This is a genomic window from Marinobacter sp. tcs-11, from assembly GCF_002049515.1.
Classification (GTDB): domain Bacteria; phylum Pseudomonadota; class Gammaproteobacteria; order Pseudomonadales; family Oleiphilaceae; genus Marinobacter; species Marinobacter nauticus.
Genome location: NZ_LLYU01000003.1, coordinates 90,658 through 105,533 on the forward strand (window position 1 = coordinate 90,658; position 14,876 = coordinate 105,533).

Genomic DNA, 14,876 nt, shown 5'->3' on the forward strand with positions numbered 1-14,876 from the left:
CAAAAAGGCGAGCTTCGGCTCGCCTATTTGCGTTCTGCACGGCAGAGATCAGGGCGTCAGGATAACCTTGACACTGTCGTCCACATCCGCGGAATCGATGTAGCCGATGGCGCCTGGTGTGGAGGCGACCTGGGCCTTCATGCCCGAAGCACTGCCGGCTTCCGCCGGAGGTTGACCACGACCGGTGAACACCTGTTGGGACCAGAAGGCCTTCAGTTGGGCATCGTTACGGCCGGTCACCTTGTCGTGGAACTCGGCACGGGTGGCGTTGCCTTCCGGGAGTTCAAACGGCTTCGCGCTCTGGCCATTCGGCAGGGCTTTGCTGCGGTTCAGATACAGATCCCGTACTTCGTTGGCGCTGATGCTGTCCGGGCCGGACGGGTTGCCGATCACCACGACTTCAGCCAGGGCCAGGGGGCTTGCCAGCAAGCTGGCCGCAAACAACAGGCTAAGCTTTTTCATGGGGCCTCCTTAGAATGCCGAGTCGATTTTGAGGGTGTAGACGTTGGTGCTGTCCGTGCCCGAAGCCAGAATATAACTTGGGTTCAGGTTGCCAGTGCCCTTTTCGAAACCACGGGAATGGGTGTAATCGGCTTTGATGGCCACGCCCGGAGTAATGTCCCAGCGCGTGCCGATGCTGAAGTCTTCACGCTGGAAGTTCAGGATGGATTCGGGGGCGATCGGAGTGCCTCCTGTCGTTGTAACAAATCCGAGTCGCTCATCATCGTCCTTACTTTCAACCCAGCCAACTGCGATGTACGGCGTCCAGCTGCCAAACCGATGGCCGACAGACAAGTAGGCGGAGTCGGTATCGGCAAATTTGCCATCCACTTCAACGCGGGTGACTTCACCGATGATTTGCCAGGCACCATCGTCGTAACTAGCGCCGATGCCATAGAAATTGCCTCGTTCCCCATCGGCAATGACCGTATCTACGCTTACATTAGCGGGGGCCTGGGCTCCTAGCCGGGTCGCATCAATATCCGCCTCGGCGGTTGCCGCCACACCACGCACAGTCCACACGTAGTCGGTCCAGGTCAGGTTCATGCCTGCGATGTTGCGCAGCTGTACGTCGCCGGAGTTGCCATCTTCATCGGTAAAGCCGGTGAAGCCGGTTGCGGTCAGCGAGGAGTTGTCGAAGTTCAGGTTGTAGCTGGCATCCGCACCGACATAGCTGGTCACGGCAATCGGGCCATACACGCTTTGGGGCGGGCGTGCCCACGGCTGGGCGTAACCGACTTCCAGGGAGTCGGAGTACATGAAGAACGGAATCCGCATCTTGCCGGCCCGAATCTGCAGGTTGTTGGTGGGGCGGTGGCTCAGATAGGCCCACTCCACCTGGGGTTCCCAGTCATCTTCGCCCCGGCCGACCAGTTGCATCACAATCTGGCTCTTCTGTGTGACGTCAAAGGTGCCCTGCAGGGCGAACAGGCTCAGATCCGCCACTTCGGATTCGTCGGTGATTCCGGCGTAACCGGCATCGTTGCTGGCCCGGGCGAAACCGGTGCTGAAAAAGCCGTTGAAGCGAATGCCGGTGTCTTTCGCGGAGTTCAGCTGTTGTTGCATGGCATTCAGCTGCTGCTGCATGCGCTCGAGGGTGTCCTCGGTACTCTGTGCCAGAGCCGGGGTCGCGGCCATGGCGAGCGCCAGGGGCGCTGCAGTAAACAGTTTTTTCATCAGGAGTTTCCTTTTTCTGGGGTTTTACTTAAACGCGGAACTGCCCGGCCACGCTCTGCAAGCCATTACTGACGTCCTGGATTTTGCGGCTGACCGTATCCAGCTCATCGGTGCTTTCCATCACGGCCTCGGCGTTGCGATGCATGTCGCCCATATGGCCAGTGACTTCGCTGAAGGTGGTGCTTTGTTCGTAGGTGGCCGCGGCAATCTGCTCGTTCAGCTCGCTGATCTGCTGAACGTTCTCGAGAATCTTGCGCAGGACCTCGCCAGACTCGGTGGTGGCATCCACGCCCTGCCTGGCCATGTCTACGCTGCCTTGCATGGAATGCACGGCGGCGCCGGAGGCTTTGGAGAGTTCTGAAATTACCTGCTGGATTTCTTCCGTGGCCTTGTGGGTGCGCACCGCCAGGCCGCGCACTTCATCTGCGACCACGGCAAAGCCACGGCCGTGTTCACCGGCGCGGGCGGCCTCAATGGCGGCATTCAGGGCCAGCAGGTTGGTTTGCTCGGCCACGGTCTGAATGGTTTCCAGCAGTCCGCCCACCTTCACGGAGAACTCGTCGAACTGGTTGACCAGGCTGGCAGTGTTTTCGATTTCTGCCATCAGTCGCTGGATGGTCTGTATGTTGCCCTCGACCTTCTGCTGCCCGGTGGTCGCAAACTTGGATGCGTCCTGGGTCTGGTCAGAGGCGCTGGAGGCAAAGCCCGCCACTTCCTCAACGCTTTTTACCAGCTCTTCCACGGAATTGCGGGTGGAGGAGATGGCCTGGGCCTGCTGGCTGATGCGTTCAAGATTGGTGCGGCTGGTGCTGCCCAGATGTGTGGCGACGCCGTTAAGCTCACCGATATCCTGCTGAATGGTGGCAAAGGATTTATGCAGCTTTTCAACAAAGTGGTTGAACTGGTCCACCAGATCCCGGAGTTCATCCTTGCCGGTGTACTCGATGCGGGAGGTCAGATCGCCCTCGCCAGAAGCCATGTTCCGCAGGGAGCTGATGATTTGCTGCAGGCTGCCGGAGACCGATCGACCTATAATCAGGCTCAGTGCAATCAGGACAACCAAGGCGACCACCACGATCGTTACGGAGACGGTAGCGGCTTCGCTGCTGGCCGCCGTGGTGTCGTCGATGGCCTGGGTCAGGCGGTTCTCCATGGCATTACGCATCTGGTCGAGATCCGAGCGCAGGCCCGCCAGGCGCTCGGCGTTGGCGGATGCTTCCTGGCCTATGCGACTGAAATCGGCGGTGCCCTCGATAATCGCGGTGGCGATGCGAGTGGCGGTGCTGTAGTAGCCGTTCAGCTCGGATTTCAGCGCTTTTACATCGCTCTGCTGGCTCGGGTTAAGCTGGGCAATGCGGTCAAGATTCTCAATAATCTCGGCGAGTTGCTCTCGAGTAGCCGCGATCTGCTGATCGTCGCCCGTGGTGACGGCGCTGTTGATCTGGTTTTCGATGAGTTGCAGCAGACCTCGGTTGATGGTGGAGAGTTCCAGGGACGGATAGAGCTGGTTGCGCACCTCTCCCAGTCGTTCCGAGTTGTTTCGTTCCGTGATGATGGAAAAGGCCTGGCTCACTACGAAAGCCACCACGGCTACAATCACCAGCAGCGCGAGTTTGTGTGAGATCTTGAGAGATGAAAGCATGTATGAAATCCCTGTATGCGTGGCCCACAACTCTGAACGGCGCGAGTGTAGGTTGTTTTTTGAACGCATGACACAGAATTAATGTGTCAGTGTGTTAAGTGCTGTATCGGCCACACTGGCTGTCTCTTTAAGCCTAGAGCCTTGAATTCGCCTGTATATACTCTTGAGGGGGTAGTTTGTGCCAGGGGAGGCAGCCGGGCTCTTGGCTGGTATACTGGGCTGTAAATTTAACCAGTAATGAAGCCTTGCTCCATGGATGTCTCTCATATTATTGATTCCCTGAACGACGCCCAGCGCGAAGCGGTGACGGCGCAGAACGACCATTTGCTGGTGCTGGCCGGTGCCGGCAGTGGCAAAACCCGCGTGCTGGTGCACCGGATGGCATGGTTGATGTCGGTTGACCGGGTGCCGCCCACGTCCATTCTGGCGGTGACTTTCACCAACAAGGCCGCCAAGGAAATGCGTTATCGCGTGGAGCAGATGATGCAGATTCCCACCCGTGGTCTGTGGATCGGCACCTTTCACGGAATTGCCCATCGTTTGCTTCGTTCCCACTGGAAAGACGCCGGCTTGCCGGAAAACTTCCAGGTGTTGGACAGCGACGACCAGTTGCGGCTGATCAAGCGAGTGATGCGGGAAAACCGCATCGATGAAAGCCAGTGGCCGCCGAAACAGGCCCAGTGGTTTATCAACAGCCAGAAAGACGAGGGCTTGCGGGCGGATCATATTCAGGAGAATCCGGGCGATCACTTCACCAATACCATGCTGAAGATTTACCGCCAGTACGAGAAGCTCTGCCAACAGGGCGGCCTGGTGGATTTCGGTGAACTGCTGCTGCGTTCCCACGAACTCTGGCTGCATCATCCGGAATTGCTGAGTCACTACCAGCAGCGCTTCCAGCACATACTGGTGGACGAGTTCCAGGACACCAATACCATTCAATACGCCTGGCTTCAGGTGCTGGCCAGCAACCGGGTGCCGCTGACGGTGGTGGGCGATGACGACCAGTCCATCTACGGCTGGCGGGGCGCGAAGATCGAGAATATCCAGCAGTACCAGCGGGATTTCCCCAATTCCCGGCTGGTGCGGCTGGAGCAGAACTACCGCTCCACCAAGACCATTCTGAAAGCCGCCAACTCGGTGATTGCCAACAACCAGGGGCGTTTGGGCAAGGAACTCTGGACTGACGGGGTGGAAGGTGAGCCGATCAGCCTGTACGCCGCGTTCAACGAGCAGGATGAAGCCAATTATATTGCCGATTCCATCTCGGCCTGGGTCAGCGAGGGCAATCTGCGCAGCGAATGCGCCATTCTCTATCGTTCCAATGCCCAGTCCCGGGTGCTCGAAGAAGCCCTGATGCGCCAGGGTATTCCTTATCGAGTTTACGGCGGGTTGCGGTTCTACGACCGTCAGGAAATCCGAAATGCGTTGGCTTACCTGCGCCTGGTGCATTACCACCGGGACGATGCCGCCTTTGAGCGGGTGGTGAATATTCCCACCCGCGGCATTGGTGCCAAGAGCCTGCAGGAGATTCGTGAATACGCCACCGGCCAGGGTATTTCCCTGTGGGAATCGTCCGAGCGGTTACTGGCCGCAGGCCAGGTGAAGGGTCGGGCGAAAACAGGCCTGCAGCAGTTTATGGAGATCATCAACACGCTGTCTGAAATGGCGGGGCACGCTTCCCTGCAGGGGCTGATGAAGCAGGCCATAGAGTCCAGCGGCCTGAAGGATTATCACGCCAGTGAGAAGGGCGAGAAGGGGCAGGCCCGGGTGGAGAACCTGGAGGAACTGGTCAGCGCGCTGGCGGATTATGATGTAGAAGAAGGTGTAGATCCGCTGGCGGAGTTTATAGCCCAGGCGGCGCTGGATGCCGGCGAATCACAGGCCGATGCCCATGAGGACAGTGTGCAGTTGATGACGCTGCATTCGGCCAAGGGGTTGGAGTTTCCGATGGTGTTCCTGGCAGGTGTTGAGGAGGGTTTGTTCCCGCACAGTATGTCGCTGGAGGAGCCCGGGCGCATGGAGGAAGAGCGCCGCCTGGCCTATGTGGGCATTACCCGGGCCATGAAGAGGCTGGTACTTACTTACGCGGAATCCCGTCGCCTGTATGGTCAGGAGAAGTTTCATGCACTGTCCCGGTTTGTGCGGGAGATCCCGGGGGACTGTCTGCAGGAGGTGCGGTTGCGTAATACGGTGACGCGGCCGGCGATGGTGGAGCGACCGAATGAGAGCCTGTTTGCCCAGGATTCGGCCCAGCAGTCTGGCTTCAGTCTGGGGCAGCGGGTTCGGCATCCGAAGTTCGGTGAGGGTATCGTGATGAACTCCGAGGGTACGGGGCATCATACGCGGGTGCAGGTGAACTTCGATGAGGGCGCCAAGTGGCTGGTGCTGGCTTATGCGCCTTTGGAGGCCTGTTAAACGGTTGAGTTAGCGTCATGCAGCCTTCGAGTAAGGGGGCTGCATGACGGTGGGAACGTCTTTCCAAAAAGCGCTCGAGCCGTCCATGGGCGCTTGTGTTCCGCCATCCCTGGCTCCACAAATTTTTGGAAAGACGTTCCCACCGCCATGCTCTGACGTTTCGGCAATCCGCAATAGTTCATGATCCCTGATTTCTTGGAAGGCTAGCTCAGAAGTTCGGGGCAGGTATCGGGGTGTGCCTCCCAAAAATGTGTGGAGCCAGGGATGGCGGAACAGAAGCGCCACAGGGATGTGCCGCCAGGAGCGGTTTTTGGGAGGCACACCCCGATACCTGCCTGACTCCAAGGTCAGCAATTCAAACTGCAGACGGTCACATCAAGACGGCGTAGATTACACCCGCCAAAATGATCCGGTAGATCACATACGGCCACATGCCCACCTTGTTCAGCCACTTCAGGAAGAAGTGGATGGCGGTAATGGCCATCAGGAACGAGGTGACGCCGCCGATCAGAAAGCCATTCCAGTCCACGATCACGTCGGATGTTGCCACTTCCAGCAGTTTTACCGCCGACGCCAGCACGATAATCGGAATCGCCAGCAGGAAGGAAAACCGCGAGGCGGTTTCCCGGGTCATGCCCAGGAACAGGCCGGCGGTGATGGTGACGCCCGAGCGGGAGGTGCCGGGGACCAGAGCCATGGCCTGGGCGACGCCAACGATAACGGCGTCTTTCCAGTTCAGGGAATCCATGGTGCGCTGGCGTTTGGGCAGCCAGTCGGCGATGCCCAGCAGGATGCCGAACACCAGGGTGGTGAAGAAGATCACCGACGCGCCGCGCAGTTCGTTGTCGATCATGTCGAGCAGGGCCAGGCCGGCGAGGCCGGCGGGGATGGTGCCGATCACCAGGTACCAGGCCAGGGCGCCCTGGCCGACGATTTTGCGCTGGCCCATGGAAATCAGGCCGTCCCGGGCGATGCCGAAGACATCCCGGCGGAAGTAGAGCACCACCGCCAATAGCGTGCCCACGTGCACCGACAAGTCGAAGCCGACGCCCTGGTCTTCCCAGCCAAAGAAGGCCGGTGTCAGGATCAGGTGGGCGGAGCTGGATATGGGCAGGAATTCGGTCAGTCCCTGGAGGAGGCCAAGGAAAAGGGCCTGGAAAATATCCATTCTTTTAATTCCGGTCGGTGGTGCTGATTAACGGGTTCGACGCTCAAAAAACGAGCGCGATATTAGCAGGGTGGTTGTCGGCTGAACAGGCGCGGATAGCGACGCGCCTGTTCAGCTTAATCGTTCAGGCCGGGAACTTGTCCCGGGTGTTATTGGCGATGCGCACCAGGGCGAGCATCAAGGGCACTTCCACCAGTACGCCCACCACCGTGGCCAGGGCCGCGCCCGATTGCAGTCCGAACAGGCCGATGGCCGCCGCCACCGCCAGCTCAAAGAAATTGCTGGCACCGATCATGGCTCCTGGGGCGGCGATGCAGTGGCGCACCTTCCAGAGCCTGGCCCAGCCGTAAGCGAGCAGGAAGATAAACACAGTCTGGATAACCAGTGGCACCGCAATCAGCAGTATGTGCAACGGATTTTGCAGAATGACTTCACCCTGGAAGGCGAACAGCAAGACCAGGGTGACGATCAACGCGGCAGGCGTCACCGGGCTGAGGCGTTTCATAAATACGTTGTCGTACCACTGTTCGCCGTGGCGGGCGATCAGGGTCCGGCGGGTCAGGTAGCCGGCGGTGAGGGGAATCACGATGTATAAGACCACCGACAGAATCACCGTATCCCAGGGCACCTGGATGTCGGAAATCCCCAGCAGGAAGACCACAATGGGCGCAAAGGCGAACAGCATGATGATGTCGTTCAGGGATACCTGCACCAGGGTGTAGGCGGCATCGCCTTTGGTCAGGTAACTCCAGACAAACACCATGGCGGTGCAGGGGGCGGCACCCAGCAGAATGGCGCCGGCCAGGTATTCGCTGGCCAGTTGTGGGGCGATCCAGGGTTTAAACACCACCATCAGGAAAAACCAGGCAATGGCGAACATGGTGAAGGGTTTGATCAGCCAGTTCACGATAGTGGTGATGGCGAGGCCCTTCGGCTCTTTTCGCACCCCGACCACGGCGCTGAAATCGATTTGTGCCATCATCGGGAAAATCATCGCCCAGATCAGGATGGCGATAGGGATGGACACCTGGGCGTATTCAAAGCGGGACAGGGTCTCGGGAATCGAGGGGGCAAGCTGCCCGATAGCTACACCGGCCACAATGGCCAGTGCCACCCACACGGAAAGGTAGCGCCCGAACAGGTCCAGGCCGCCGTCAGTGGTTTCAACCGTGTTCACATCGCTGTTACGGCTCATGGCACACCCTTAAATGGAACGTTGGTTCACACGTTTCGACAGTTCTTCGGCGCTTTCCTTGCGTTCGGAGTAGCGGTCGGTGAGGTAATCACTGCGGTCCCGTACCAGCAAAGTGAATTTTATCAGCTCTTCCATGACATCCACGATGCGATCGTAGTAGGGCGAGGGCTTCATGCGATCGTTGCCATCAAATTCCATGAAGGCTTTGGGCACCGAGGACTGGTTCGGAATGGTGACCATGCGCATCCACCGGCCCAGCACCCGCAGCTGGTTGACTGCGTTGAATGACTGGGAGCCCCCACAAACCTGCATCACTGCCAGGGTTTTGCCCTGTGTCGGCCGAACCGCACCCAGGGACAGCGGTATCCAGTCGATCTGGGTTTTCATGATGCCGGTCATGGCGCCGTGGCGTTCCGGGGAGCACCACACCATGCCCTCACTCCACTGCACCAGTTCCCGCAGTTCCTGAACCTTGGGATGGCTGGCGTCTTCGGCATCGGCCAGGGGCAGGCCGCGGGGGTTAAAGATACGGGTTTCCGCGCCCATGGCTTCCAGCAGGCGGGCGGCTTCTTCCACCGCCAGGCGGCTGAACGAGCGTTCGCGCAGGGAGCCGTATAGCAATAGAATCCGGGCTGGATGCTCGGAGGCCGGGGCCTCGAATACCTTCGATGCCGTGGGAGCATTGAACAGCTCAGCTTTGATGTTGGGAAGATCCGCGGTTGGCATGTTGATCGTCGATCCTTTACGTCATCACTGTGTCACACTAATATGCGAAAAACTGCATATTCGAATAAGCGTATATATTGGTCGGTAAATATGAAAGGTCAAGCCCATTACAATCCGATGACCCTGTTCAAGGCCCTGGGAGATGAACTCCGGCTTGCGGCCACGCTGTTGATCCACCGTCAGGGTGAGTTGTGCGTGTGCGAATTGATGGCGGCGTTTGAGGCGCCTCAGCCAAAAGTCAGTCGCCACCTGGCATCGCTGCGTGAAGCTGGCTTGCTGGAAACAGAGCGGCGGGGCCAATGGGTCTATTATTACCTTAGTCCGCACCTGCCAGACTGGATGGAGCGGGTGCTGGAGGAAACTGCCGTTAACAACCCGGCACTGATTAAGCAGCCGCTGGCCAGATTAAAGGCCATGGCGGATCGCCCGGCGGTGCAGTGCCCCTGATCATTTATCGCACATACGGATCGCGAAGGTCGCAAGGAGAACATCATGAGCAAGATCAAAGTAGGCATTAACGGGTTTGGCCGCATTGGCCGGCTGGCGCTGCGGGCGGCCTGGGGCTGGCCAGAGTTCGAATTCGTCGCCATCAACGATCCCGGCGCGGACACCCACACGCTGGCGCACCTGTTGAACTTTGACAGCGTACACGGCACCTGGAGTCGTGAAGCGATGGCCGATGGTGACGATATGTTGATTGACGGCCAGCGCATCCGGGTAACCCATAACAAGGCCATCGCCGAGACCGACTGGTCCGGCTGCGACCTGGTGATCGAAGCCAGCGGTGTGAACAAGAAGGTGGCTGTGCTGCAGGGTTACCTGGACCAGGGTGTCAAACGGGTGGTGGTCACCGCCCCGGTGAAAGAGCCGGGTGCGAAGAACATTGTCATGGGTGTGAACGAAGACATCTTCGACCCCGCCAACGACCGCATCATCACCGCGGCCTCCTGCACCACCAACTGTCTGGCGCCGGTGGTGAAGGTGATCCACGAGAAACTGGGCATCAAGCACGGCTCGCTGACTACGATTCACAGCCTGACCAACACCCAGACCATCATCGATGCGCCCCACAAGGATCTGCGCCGGGCACGGGCCTGTGGTAGCTCGCTGATCCCCACCAGCACGGGTTCCGCCACGGCGATTATCGAGATCTTCCCGGAGCTGAAAGGCAGGCTGGATGGCCATGCGGTGCGGATTCCGCTAACTAATGCCTCACTGACCGACTGCGTCTTTGAAGTAGAGAAACCCACGGATAAGGAAACTGTGAATCAACTGCTCAAGGACGCGGCCGAGGGCGAACTGAAAGATATCCTGGGCTACGAAGAGCGGCCGTTGGTGTCCATCGACTACAAAACCGACCCCCGGTCTTCCATCGTCGATGCCCTGTCCACCCTGGTGGTCAACGGCACCCATGTGAAAATCTACGCCTGGTATGACAACGAATGGGGCTACGCCAACCGCACCGTCGAACTGGCACGCAAGGTAGGCCAGGCCTGATATGAATGCCGCCATTCGCCAGTACCTGGTGATCACCGGCAACTACTGGGCCTTCACCCTGACCGATGGCGCCCTGCGAATGCTGGTGGTGTTGCACTTTCACCAGCTGGGCTATTCGCCCCTGGAAATTGCCCTGTTGTTCATCTTCTACGAGTTCTTCGGGGTGGTGACCAACCTGGTGGGCGGCTATCTCGGCGCCCGGATGGGCCTGAACCGCACCATGAATATCGGGTTGTTCCTGCAGATTGTTGCATTGGCCATGCTGGCCGTGCCGGCGGCCATGCTCACGGTGCCCTGGGTGATGGCGGCACAGGCGTTGTCGGGTATTGCCAAAGACCTCAACAAGATGTCCGCCAAGAGCGGTATCAAGCTGCTGGTACCGGACGAGCAGCAGGGCACCCTGTACAAGTGGGTGGCGATTCTCACCGGCTCCAAGAACACCCTGAAAGGGGTGGGATTCTTTCTGGGCGGCGTGTTGCTGATGGCCGCCGGGTTTACCGGTGCGGTAATCCTCATGGCGGTAGCGCTGGGGCTGGTGTGGCTGGCCAGTCTGTTCCTGCTGGGGCAGGACCTGGGCAAGAGCAAGGCCAAGCCAAAGTTCAGCGAGATCCTGTCCAAGAGCCGGGCCATCAATGTGTTGTCGGCGGCCCGGATGTTCCTGTTCGGCGCCCGGGACGTGTGGTTTGTAGTGGCGTTGCCGGTGTACATGGCCACGGTGTTCGGCTGGGACCACTGGAAAGTTGGCGGCTTTATGGCCAGCTGGATTATCGGTTACGGTTTTATCCAGACCATTGCGCCCAGAATCACCGGCCACGCCAACGATAAGTCCGGTGCCGTGCTTTGGGCGGCAGTGCTGGCGTTGGTTCCTGTCGCCATTGCCGGGGCTCTGTTGGCCGGTTGGTCGGCACAGGTGGTGGTGATTGGCGGTTTGCTGCTGTTCGGGGTGCTGTTTGCCATCAACTCCTCGCTGCACAGCTACCTGATTGTCAGCTACGCCCGGGGTGACGGTGTATCGCTGGATGTGGGGTTCTATTATATGTCTAACGCCGCCGGCCGGCTGCTGGGCACCATTCTCTCTGGCTGGGTGTACCAGGCCTACGGGCTGGAAGCCTGTTTATGGATTTCCGCTGCCCTGGTAGCCACAGCGGCAGCGTTGTCAGTATGGTTGCCGGAACGAGCGGAGAAACCAATAGGAGAAAAAGGCTATGTCTGATTCCAATGTGGTGGTCATTACCGGTGCCAATCGGGGTATTGGTCTGGAGCTGGCCCGGCACTATGCCGCTGAGGGCTGCGAGGTCATTGGCGTATGCCGACAGTCCTCGGAAGAGCTTGCCGGTGTGGCGGGTCAGGTGATCGACGGCGTGGATGTCACCACCGATGCCGGCATCGATAAGCTGAAATCCGGTCTGGCGGGCAAGCGTATCAGCCTGCTGATCAACAACGCCGGCCTGCTGCAGGACGAGCAGCTGGGCAGTATCGACTTCGACTCCATTCGCACCCAGATGGAAATCAACGCCTACGCGCCACTGCGCGTGGCCGAAGCCCTGACGCCTCTGATGGGGCAGGGCAGCAAGATCGCCAATATAACCAGCCGGATGGGCTCTATCGCCGACAACGACTCCGGCGGCCGTTATGGCTATCGGGCCTCGAAGGCTGCGCTGAACGCTTTCGGAAAATCCCTGGCGGTGGATCTCAAACCCAGGGGCATTGCCGTGGCGCAACTGCACCCCGGTTATGTGAAAACGCGAATGGTGAACTTTGGCGGGCTGATCTCGCCGGAGGAGTCTGCCAGGGGGCTGGCCGAGCGCATTGCCAATCTGACTCTGGAGAACACCGGGTCGTTCTGGCACAGCAATGGTGAGGAACTGCCCTGGTGACTTGGCTTTGACCGGGCTGTTGTTGCAAGGGGTCAGCGTTGGCGCGCTGCGTGAAGTAACGCTGACCGTTCCCGGCGGACAGGTAGTGTGCCTGTCCGGTGCCTCTGGCAGTGGCAAGAGCCGGTTACTGCGCGCGGTGGCCGATCTGGAGCCCCACGGCGGTCAGATTTCTCTGGATAACCTCAATCAACAGAGCGTACCGGCACATCAGTGGCGGCGCCAGGTGGTGATGGTGCCGGCGGAAAGCCAATGGTGGTTTGATGAGGTAAGCGCCCACTTTCCCGAGGGGGCTGGTGAGCGTTTGCCTGCTGCTCTGGGTTTCCCTGCCGAGGTGATGGACTGGTCGGTCAGCCGGTTGTCCTCCGGTGAGCGACAAAGGCTCGCGTTGTGGCGGGCCCTGGTTCTGGAACCAGACGCGCTGCTGCTGGATGAACCGACCGCCAATCTGGATAACGAATCGACAGAGGCGATCGAACGCTGGCTGTTGCAGGAGATTGAACAGCGGCAGATCGCCACTTTGTGGGTCGCCCATGATTCCGCCCAGATTCATCGGGTAGCCAACGTTCACTATCGGATTCGAGGATCCGCACTGGAGCCTGTCCATGGAAGTGATTGACCTGGCCTGGTGGAAGCTGGGCCTGGCGGCCTTGTTGGTACTGGCGTTGGCAGCGACGGCTTACCTGGGGCGGCTGGGGATCACCCGCAGCCTGTTGGTGGCGGCCATACGAACGGTTATTCAGCTGGCTTTGATTGGCCTGGTACTGGAAGCCCTGTTTGCCTCTTCCGCCTTCTACTGGATTGCGCTGCTGGCGGCGGTCATGCTGCTGGTGGCTGGCCGGGAAGTGGTGGCGCGCCAGGGCCGACGCCTGAAAGGCGGGTGGGCGTTCGGGATCGGCACTGGCGCGATGTTCGTGTCGTCGTTTACCGTGACCGTGCTGGCACTGGCGGTGGTGATTGGTCCGGAGCCCTGGTATACCCCACAGTACGCGATTCCTTTGCTGGGTATGATGCTGGGCAACACCATGACCGGGGTCAGCCTGGCTCTGGATCGTCTGAATGATTCGGTCTGGCGCCAGCGGGCGGTAATCGAGAACCGGCTGATGCTGGGCCAGACCTGGCAACAGGCACTGGAAGATATTCGCCGGGAAGCCATGCGCAGTGGCATGATGCCCTCCATTAACGCCATGGCAGCAGCCGGCATTGTCAGCCTGCCCGGCATGATGACCGGTCAGATACTGGCGGACAGCCCGCCCGCGGTCGCCGTTAAGTACCAGATATTGGTTATGCTGATTATTACCGTCGGCACGGGGTTTGGCGCGGTGATGGCGGTCAGTTGGGGAGGCCGGCGGCTGTTTGATGACCGGGAGCGCCTGCGGCTGGATCGTTTAACCAAACCGTGACCGGGCACCAAAGTCGCATGGGGTCTCAGTCGGGTTTCGAGCTAGGCTTGGTTTTCCGGTAACCGCAAAGACAATAATATGACCAGCCTACTGCAACGTTATCCTTTGCCAGTCATTGTGCTAGCACAATTGTTCGGCACCTCCCTCTGGTTCAGTATCAACGGGGTCTGGCTATCCCTTTCAGCCGAACTCGGGTTAGCGGAATCGGATCTGGGCCGGCTTACGCTGTCTGTTCAGGCGGGTTTTATTGCCGGTACGCTTGCTCTGGCGGTGACCGGCCTGGCGGATCGCTTCGGCGCCAGCCGCATCTTCCTTATTTCGAGCCTGCTGGGCGCACTGGCGAACGCCGGCTTTGTAGCGGGGGCCGGGGTGTTTCCACTGGACAGCTTGTTCCGGTTCGCTACCGGCCTGTGTCTGGCCGGAATCTACCCCCTCGGTATGAAGCTGGTGATTGCCTGGACACCCAAATATGCCGGCGCCGCCCTGGCCTGGCTGGTGGGTATGCTGACCCTGGGCACCGCTTTGCCACATCTGATGCGAGGGGCAACAGCAGGTATGCCCTGGGAGTGGCCACTGTTTGCATCGTCCTGTCTGGCGCTAATGGGCGGGCTGTTGGTGTTTCTGCTGGGTGACGGGCCGCACCTGCCCAAAGCCAGCGGGCGGCTTCCCCTGAGACAGGGCTTGTCGGCTTTACGCCTGCCCCGGTTCCGGGCCGTGGCGGGCGGTTATTTTGGCCACATGTGGGAGCTTTACGCCTTCTGGACGCTGGTGCCGCTGTTGATCGGGCGAGAACTGCAGCGGCTGGGACAGGGTGATGCCTTGATCCCCTGGTTGTCGTTTGCGGTGATCGGTATGGGTGCGGCTGGATGTATTGGCGGCGGCCGGATCAGTCGGACTCGGGGCAGTGAGTGGGTTGCCCGGCGGGCGTTGATGGTGTCCGGGGCATTGTGCCTGCTCTATCCCTGGATGAACGGGCTGCCACCGGAGTTGTTGCTGGCGGTGCTACTGGTTTGGGGCGTCGCTGTGGTGGCCGATTCCCCGCAATTCTCCGCGCTGGCTGCAGTCACGGCCCCGAAAGAAACCGTTGGCTCATCTCTGGCGGTCATGAACGCGGTCGGCTTTGGCCTGACCCTGCCGGCCATCTGGCTCACCAGTGGGCTCTGGAATGCCTGGGGGGGGTGGGTAGCGTTGCTGCTTTTGCCGGGACCGGTGTTCGGCCTGTGGTCCCTGAGCCGGGGGAAGTCCGAGGCCTGATATACTTGCCGATTACTTCGAC

General features: G+C 59.7%; 14 protein-coding genes. 8 read left to right on the forward strand and 6 right to left on the reverse strand.

Annotated features, from left to right (window positions below):
• Positions 1-48: 48 nt before the first annotated feature.
• From ARC85_RS04830 to ARC85_RS04840, 3 genes are read right to left on the reverse strand one after another with little or no spacing between them, the layout of a single operon-like run.
• Complete coding sequence (locus ARC85_RS04830; RefSeq protein WP_011787053.1) at positions 49-462, reverse strand: substrate-binding domain-containing protein; 414 nt, start codon at positions 460-462, stop codon at positions 49-51.
• A 9-nt stretch (positions 463-471) separates the two neighbouring features.
• Complete coding sequence (locus ARC85_RS04835; RefSeq protein ID WP_286714411.1) at positions 472-1,677, reverse strand: hypothetical protein; 1,206 nt, start codon at positions 1,675-1,677, stop codon at positions 472-474.
• 28 nt (positions 1,678-1,705) lie between these two features.
• The gene (locus tag ARC85_RS04840) at positions 1,706-3,319 is read right to left on the reverse strand and encodes a methyl-accepting chemotaxis protein (RefSeq protein ID WP_286714412.1); all 1,614 of its coding nucleotides are present in this window, start codon (positions 3,317-3,319) and stop codon (positions 1,706-1,708) included.
• A 252-nt stretch (positions 3,320-3,571) separates the two neighbouring features.
• On the opposite strand from ARC85_RS04840, the gene uvrD reads away from it, so the two are divergent.
• A complete protein-coding gene (uvrD, locus tag ARC85_RS04845; protein WP_286714413.1) occupies positions 3,572-5,737 on the forward strand; it encodes a DNA helicase II in 2,166 nt (721 codons plus the stop codon).
• Between the two features lie 370 nt (positions 5,738-6,107).
• On the opposite strand, the gene ARC85_RS04850 is transcribed toward uvrD, so the two are convergent.
• From ARC85_RS04850 to arsH, 3 genes are all read right to left on the reverse strand, one after another.
• Positions 6,108-6,905: an undecaprenyl-diphosphate phosphatase gene (locus tag ARC85_RS04850; RefSeq protein WP_023012092.1), complete on the reverse strand. Its 798-nt coding sequence runs from the start codon at positions 6,903-6,905 to the stop codon at positions 6,108-6,110.
• Positions 6,906-7,029: 124 nt separating this feature from the next.
• A complete protein-coding gene (gene arsB / locus ARC85_RS04855) occupies positions 7,030-8,100 on the reverse strand; it encodes an ACR3 family arsenite efflux transporter (protein WP_286714414.1) in 1,071 nt (356 codons plus the stop codon).
• A gap of 9 nt (positions 8,101-8,109) precedes the next feature.
• Entirely contained in the window at positions 8,110-8,826 is a 717-nt protein-coding gene (gene arsH, locus ARC85_RS04860; RefSeq protein ID WP_286714415.1) for an arsenical resistance protein ArsH, read from the reverse strand.
• A 90-nt stretch (positions 8,827-8,916) separates the two neighbouring features.
• Here arsH and ARC85_RS04865 point away from each other — a divergent pair, with 90 nt between their 5' ends.
• From ARC85_RS04865 to ARC85_RS04895, 7 genes are all read left to right on the forward strand, one after another.
• Positions 8,917-9,273: a metalloregulator ArsR/SmtB family transcription factor gene (locus tag ARC85_RS04865; protein WP_236043508.1), complete on the forward strand. Its 357-nt coding sequence runs from the start codon at positions 8,917-8,919 to the stop codon at positions 9,271-9,273.
• A gap of 45 nt (positions 9,274-9,318) precedes the next feature.
• Positions 9,319-10,323, forward strand: a complete 1,005-nt coding sequence (locus ARC85_RS04870; RefSeq protein WP_286714416.1) for an ArsJ-associated glyceraldehyde-3-phosphate dehydrogenase — start codon at positions 9,319-9,321, stop codon at positions 10,321-10,323.
• Between the two features lies 1 nt (position 10,324).
• Positions 10,325-11,536, forward strand: coding sequence for an organoarsenical effux MFS transporter ArsJ (arsJ, locus tag ARC85_RS04875; protein WP_286714417.1), 1,212 nt, complete (start codon positions 10,325-10,327; stop codon positions 11,534-11,536).
• Complete coding sequence (locus ARC85_RS04880) at positions 11,529-12,200, forward strand: SDR family oxidoreductase (RefSeq protein WP_286714418.1); 672 nt, start codon at positions 11,529-11,531, stop codon at positions 12,198-12,200. Before arsJ ends, ARC85_RS04880 begins: the two co-directional genes overlap by 8 nt.
• A 7-nt stretch (positions 12,201-12,207) precedes the next feature.
• Positions 12,208-12,816 (forward strand): ABC transporter ATP-binding protein, encoded by a 609-nt coding sequence (locus tag ARC85_RS04885; protein WP_235853312.1) that lies wholly within the window; start codon positions 12,208-12,210, stop codon positions 12,814-12,816.
• Entirely contained in the window at positions 12,803-13,600 is a 798-nt protein-coding gene (locus tag ARC85_RS04890; protein WP_286714419.1) for an ABC transporter permease, read from the forward strand. Before ARC85_RS04885 ends, ARC85_RS04890 begins: the two co-directional genes overlap by 14 nt.
• A gap of 78 nt (positions 13,601-13,678) precedes the next feature.
• Positions 13,679-14,854 (forward strand): MFS transporter, encoded by a 1,176-nt coding sequence (locus ARC85_RS04895; RefSeq protein ID WP_113879119.1) that lies wholly within the window; start codon positions 13,679-13,681, stop codon positions 14,852-14,854.
• Positions 14,855-14,876: the final 22 nt, after the last annotated feature.

Bases quoted from the DNA above. Each gene is read 5' to 3' on its own strand.
- ARC85_RS04830 (WP_011787053.1), bottom strand. From the start codon at position 462: ATGAAAAAGCTTAGCCTGTTGTTTGCGGCCAGCTTGCTGGCAAGCCCC.
- ARC85_RS04835 (WP_286714411.1), bottom strand. From the start codon at position 1,677: ATGAAAAAACTGTTTACTGCAGCGCCCCTGGCGCTCGCCATGGCCGCG.
- ARC85_RS04840 (WP_286714412.1), bottom strand. From the start codon at position 3,319: ATGCTTTCATCTCTCAAGATCTCACACAAACTCGCGCTGCTGGTGATT.
- uvrD (WP_286714413.1), top strand. From the start codon at position 3,572: ATGGATGTCTCTCATATTATTGATTCCCTGAACGACGCCCAGCGCGAA.
- ARC85_RS04850 (WP_023012092.1), bottom strand. From the start codon at position 6,905: ATGGATATTTTCCAGGCCCTTTTCCTTGGCCTCCTCCAGGGACTGACC.
- arsB (WP_286714414.1), bottom strand. From the start codon at position 8,100: ATGAGCCGTAACAGCGATGTGAACACGGTTGAAACCACTGACGGCGGC.
- arsH (WP_286714415.1), bottom strand. From the start codon at position 8,826: ATGCCAACCGCGGATCTTCCCAACATCAAAGCTGAGCTGTTCAATGCT.
- ARC85_RS04865 (WP_236043508.1), top strand. From the start codon at position 8,917: ATGAAAGGTCAAGCCCATTACAATCCGATGACCCTGTTCAAGGCCCTG.
- ARC85_RS04870 (WP_286714416.1), top strand. From the start codon at position 9,319: ATGAGCAAGATCAAAGTAGGCATTAACGGGTTTGGCCGCATTGGCCGG.
- arsJ (WP_286714417.1), top strand. From the start codon at position 10,325: ATGAATGCCGCCATTCGCCAGTACCTGGTGATCACCGGCAACTACTGG.
- ARC85_RS04880 (WP_286714418.1), top strand. From the start codon at position 11,529: ATGTCTGATTCCAATGTGGTGGTCATTACCGGTGCCAATCGGGGTATT.
- ARC85_RS04890 (WP_286714419.1), top strand. From the start codon at position 12,803: ATGGAAGTGATTGACCTGGCCTGGTGGAAGCTGGGCCTGGCGGCCTTG.
- ARC85_RS04895 (WP_113879119.1), top strand. From the start codon at position 13,679: ATGACCAGCCTACTGCAACGTTATCCTTTGCCAGTCATTGTGCTAGCA.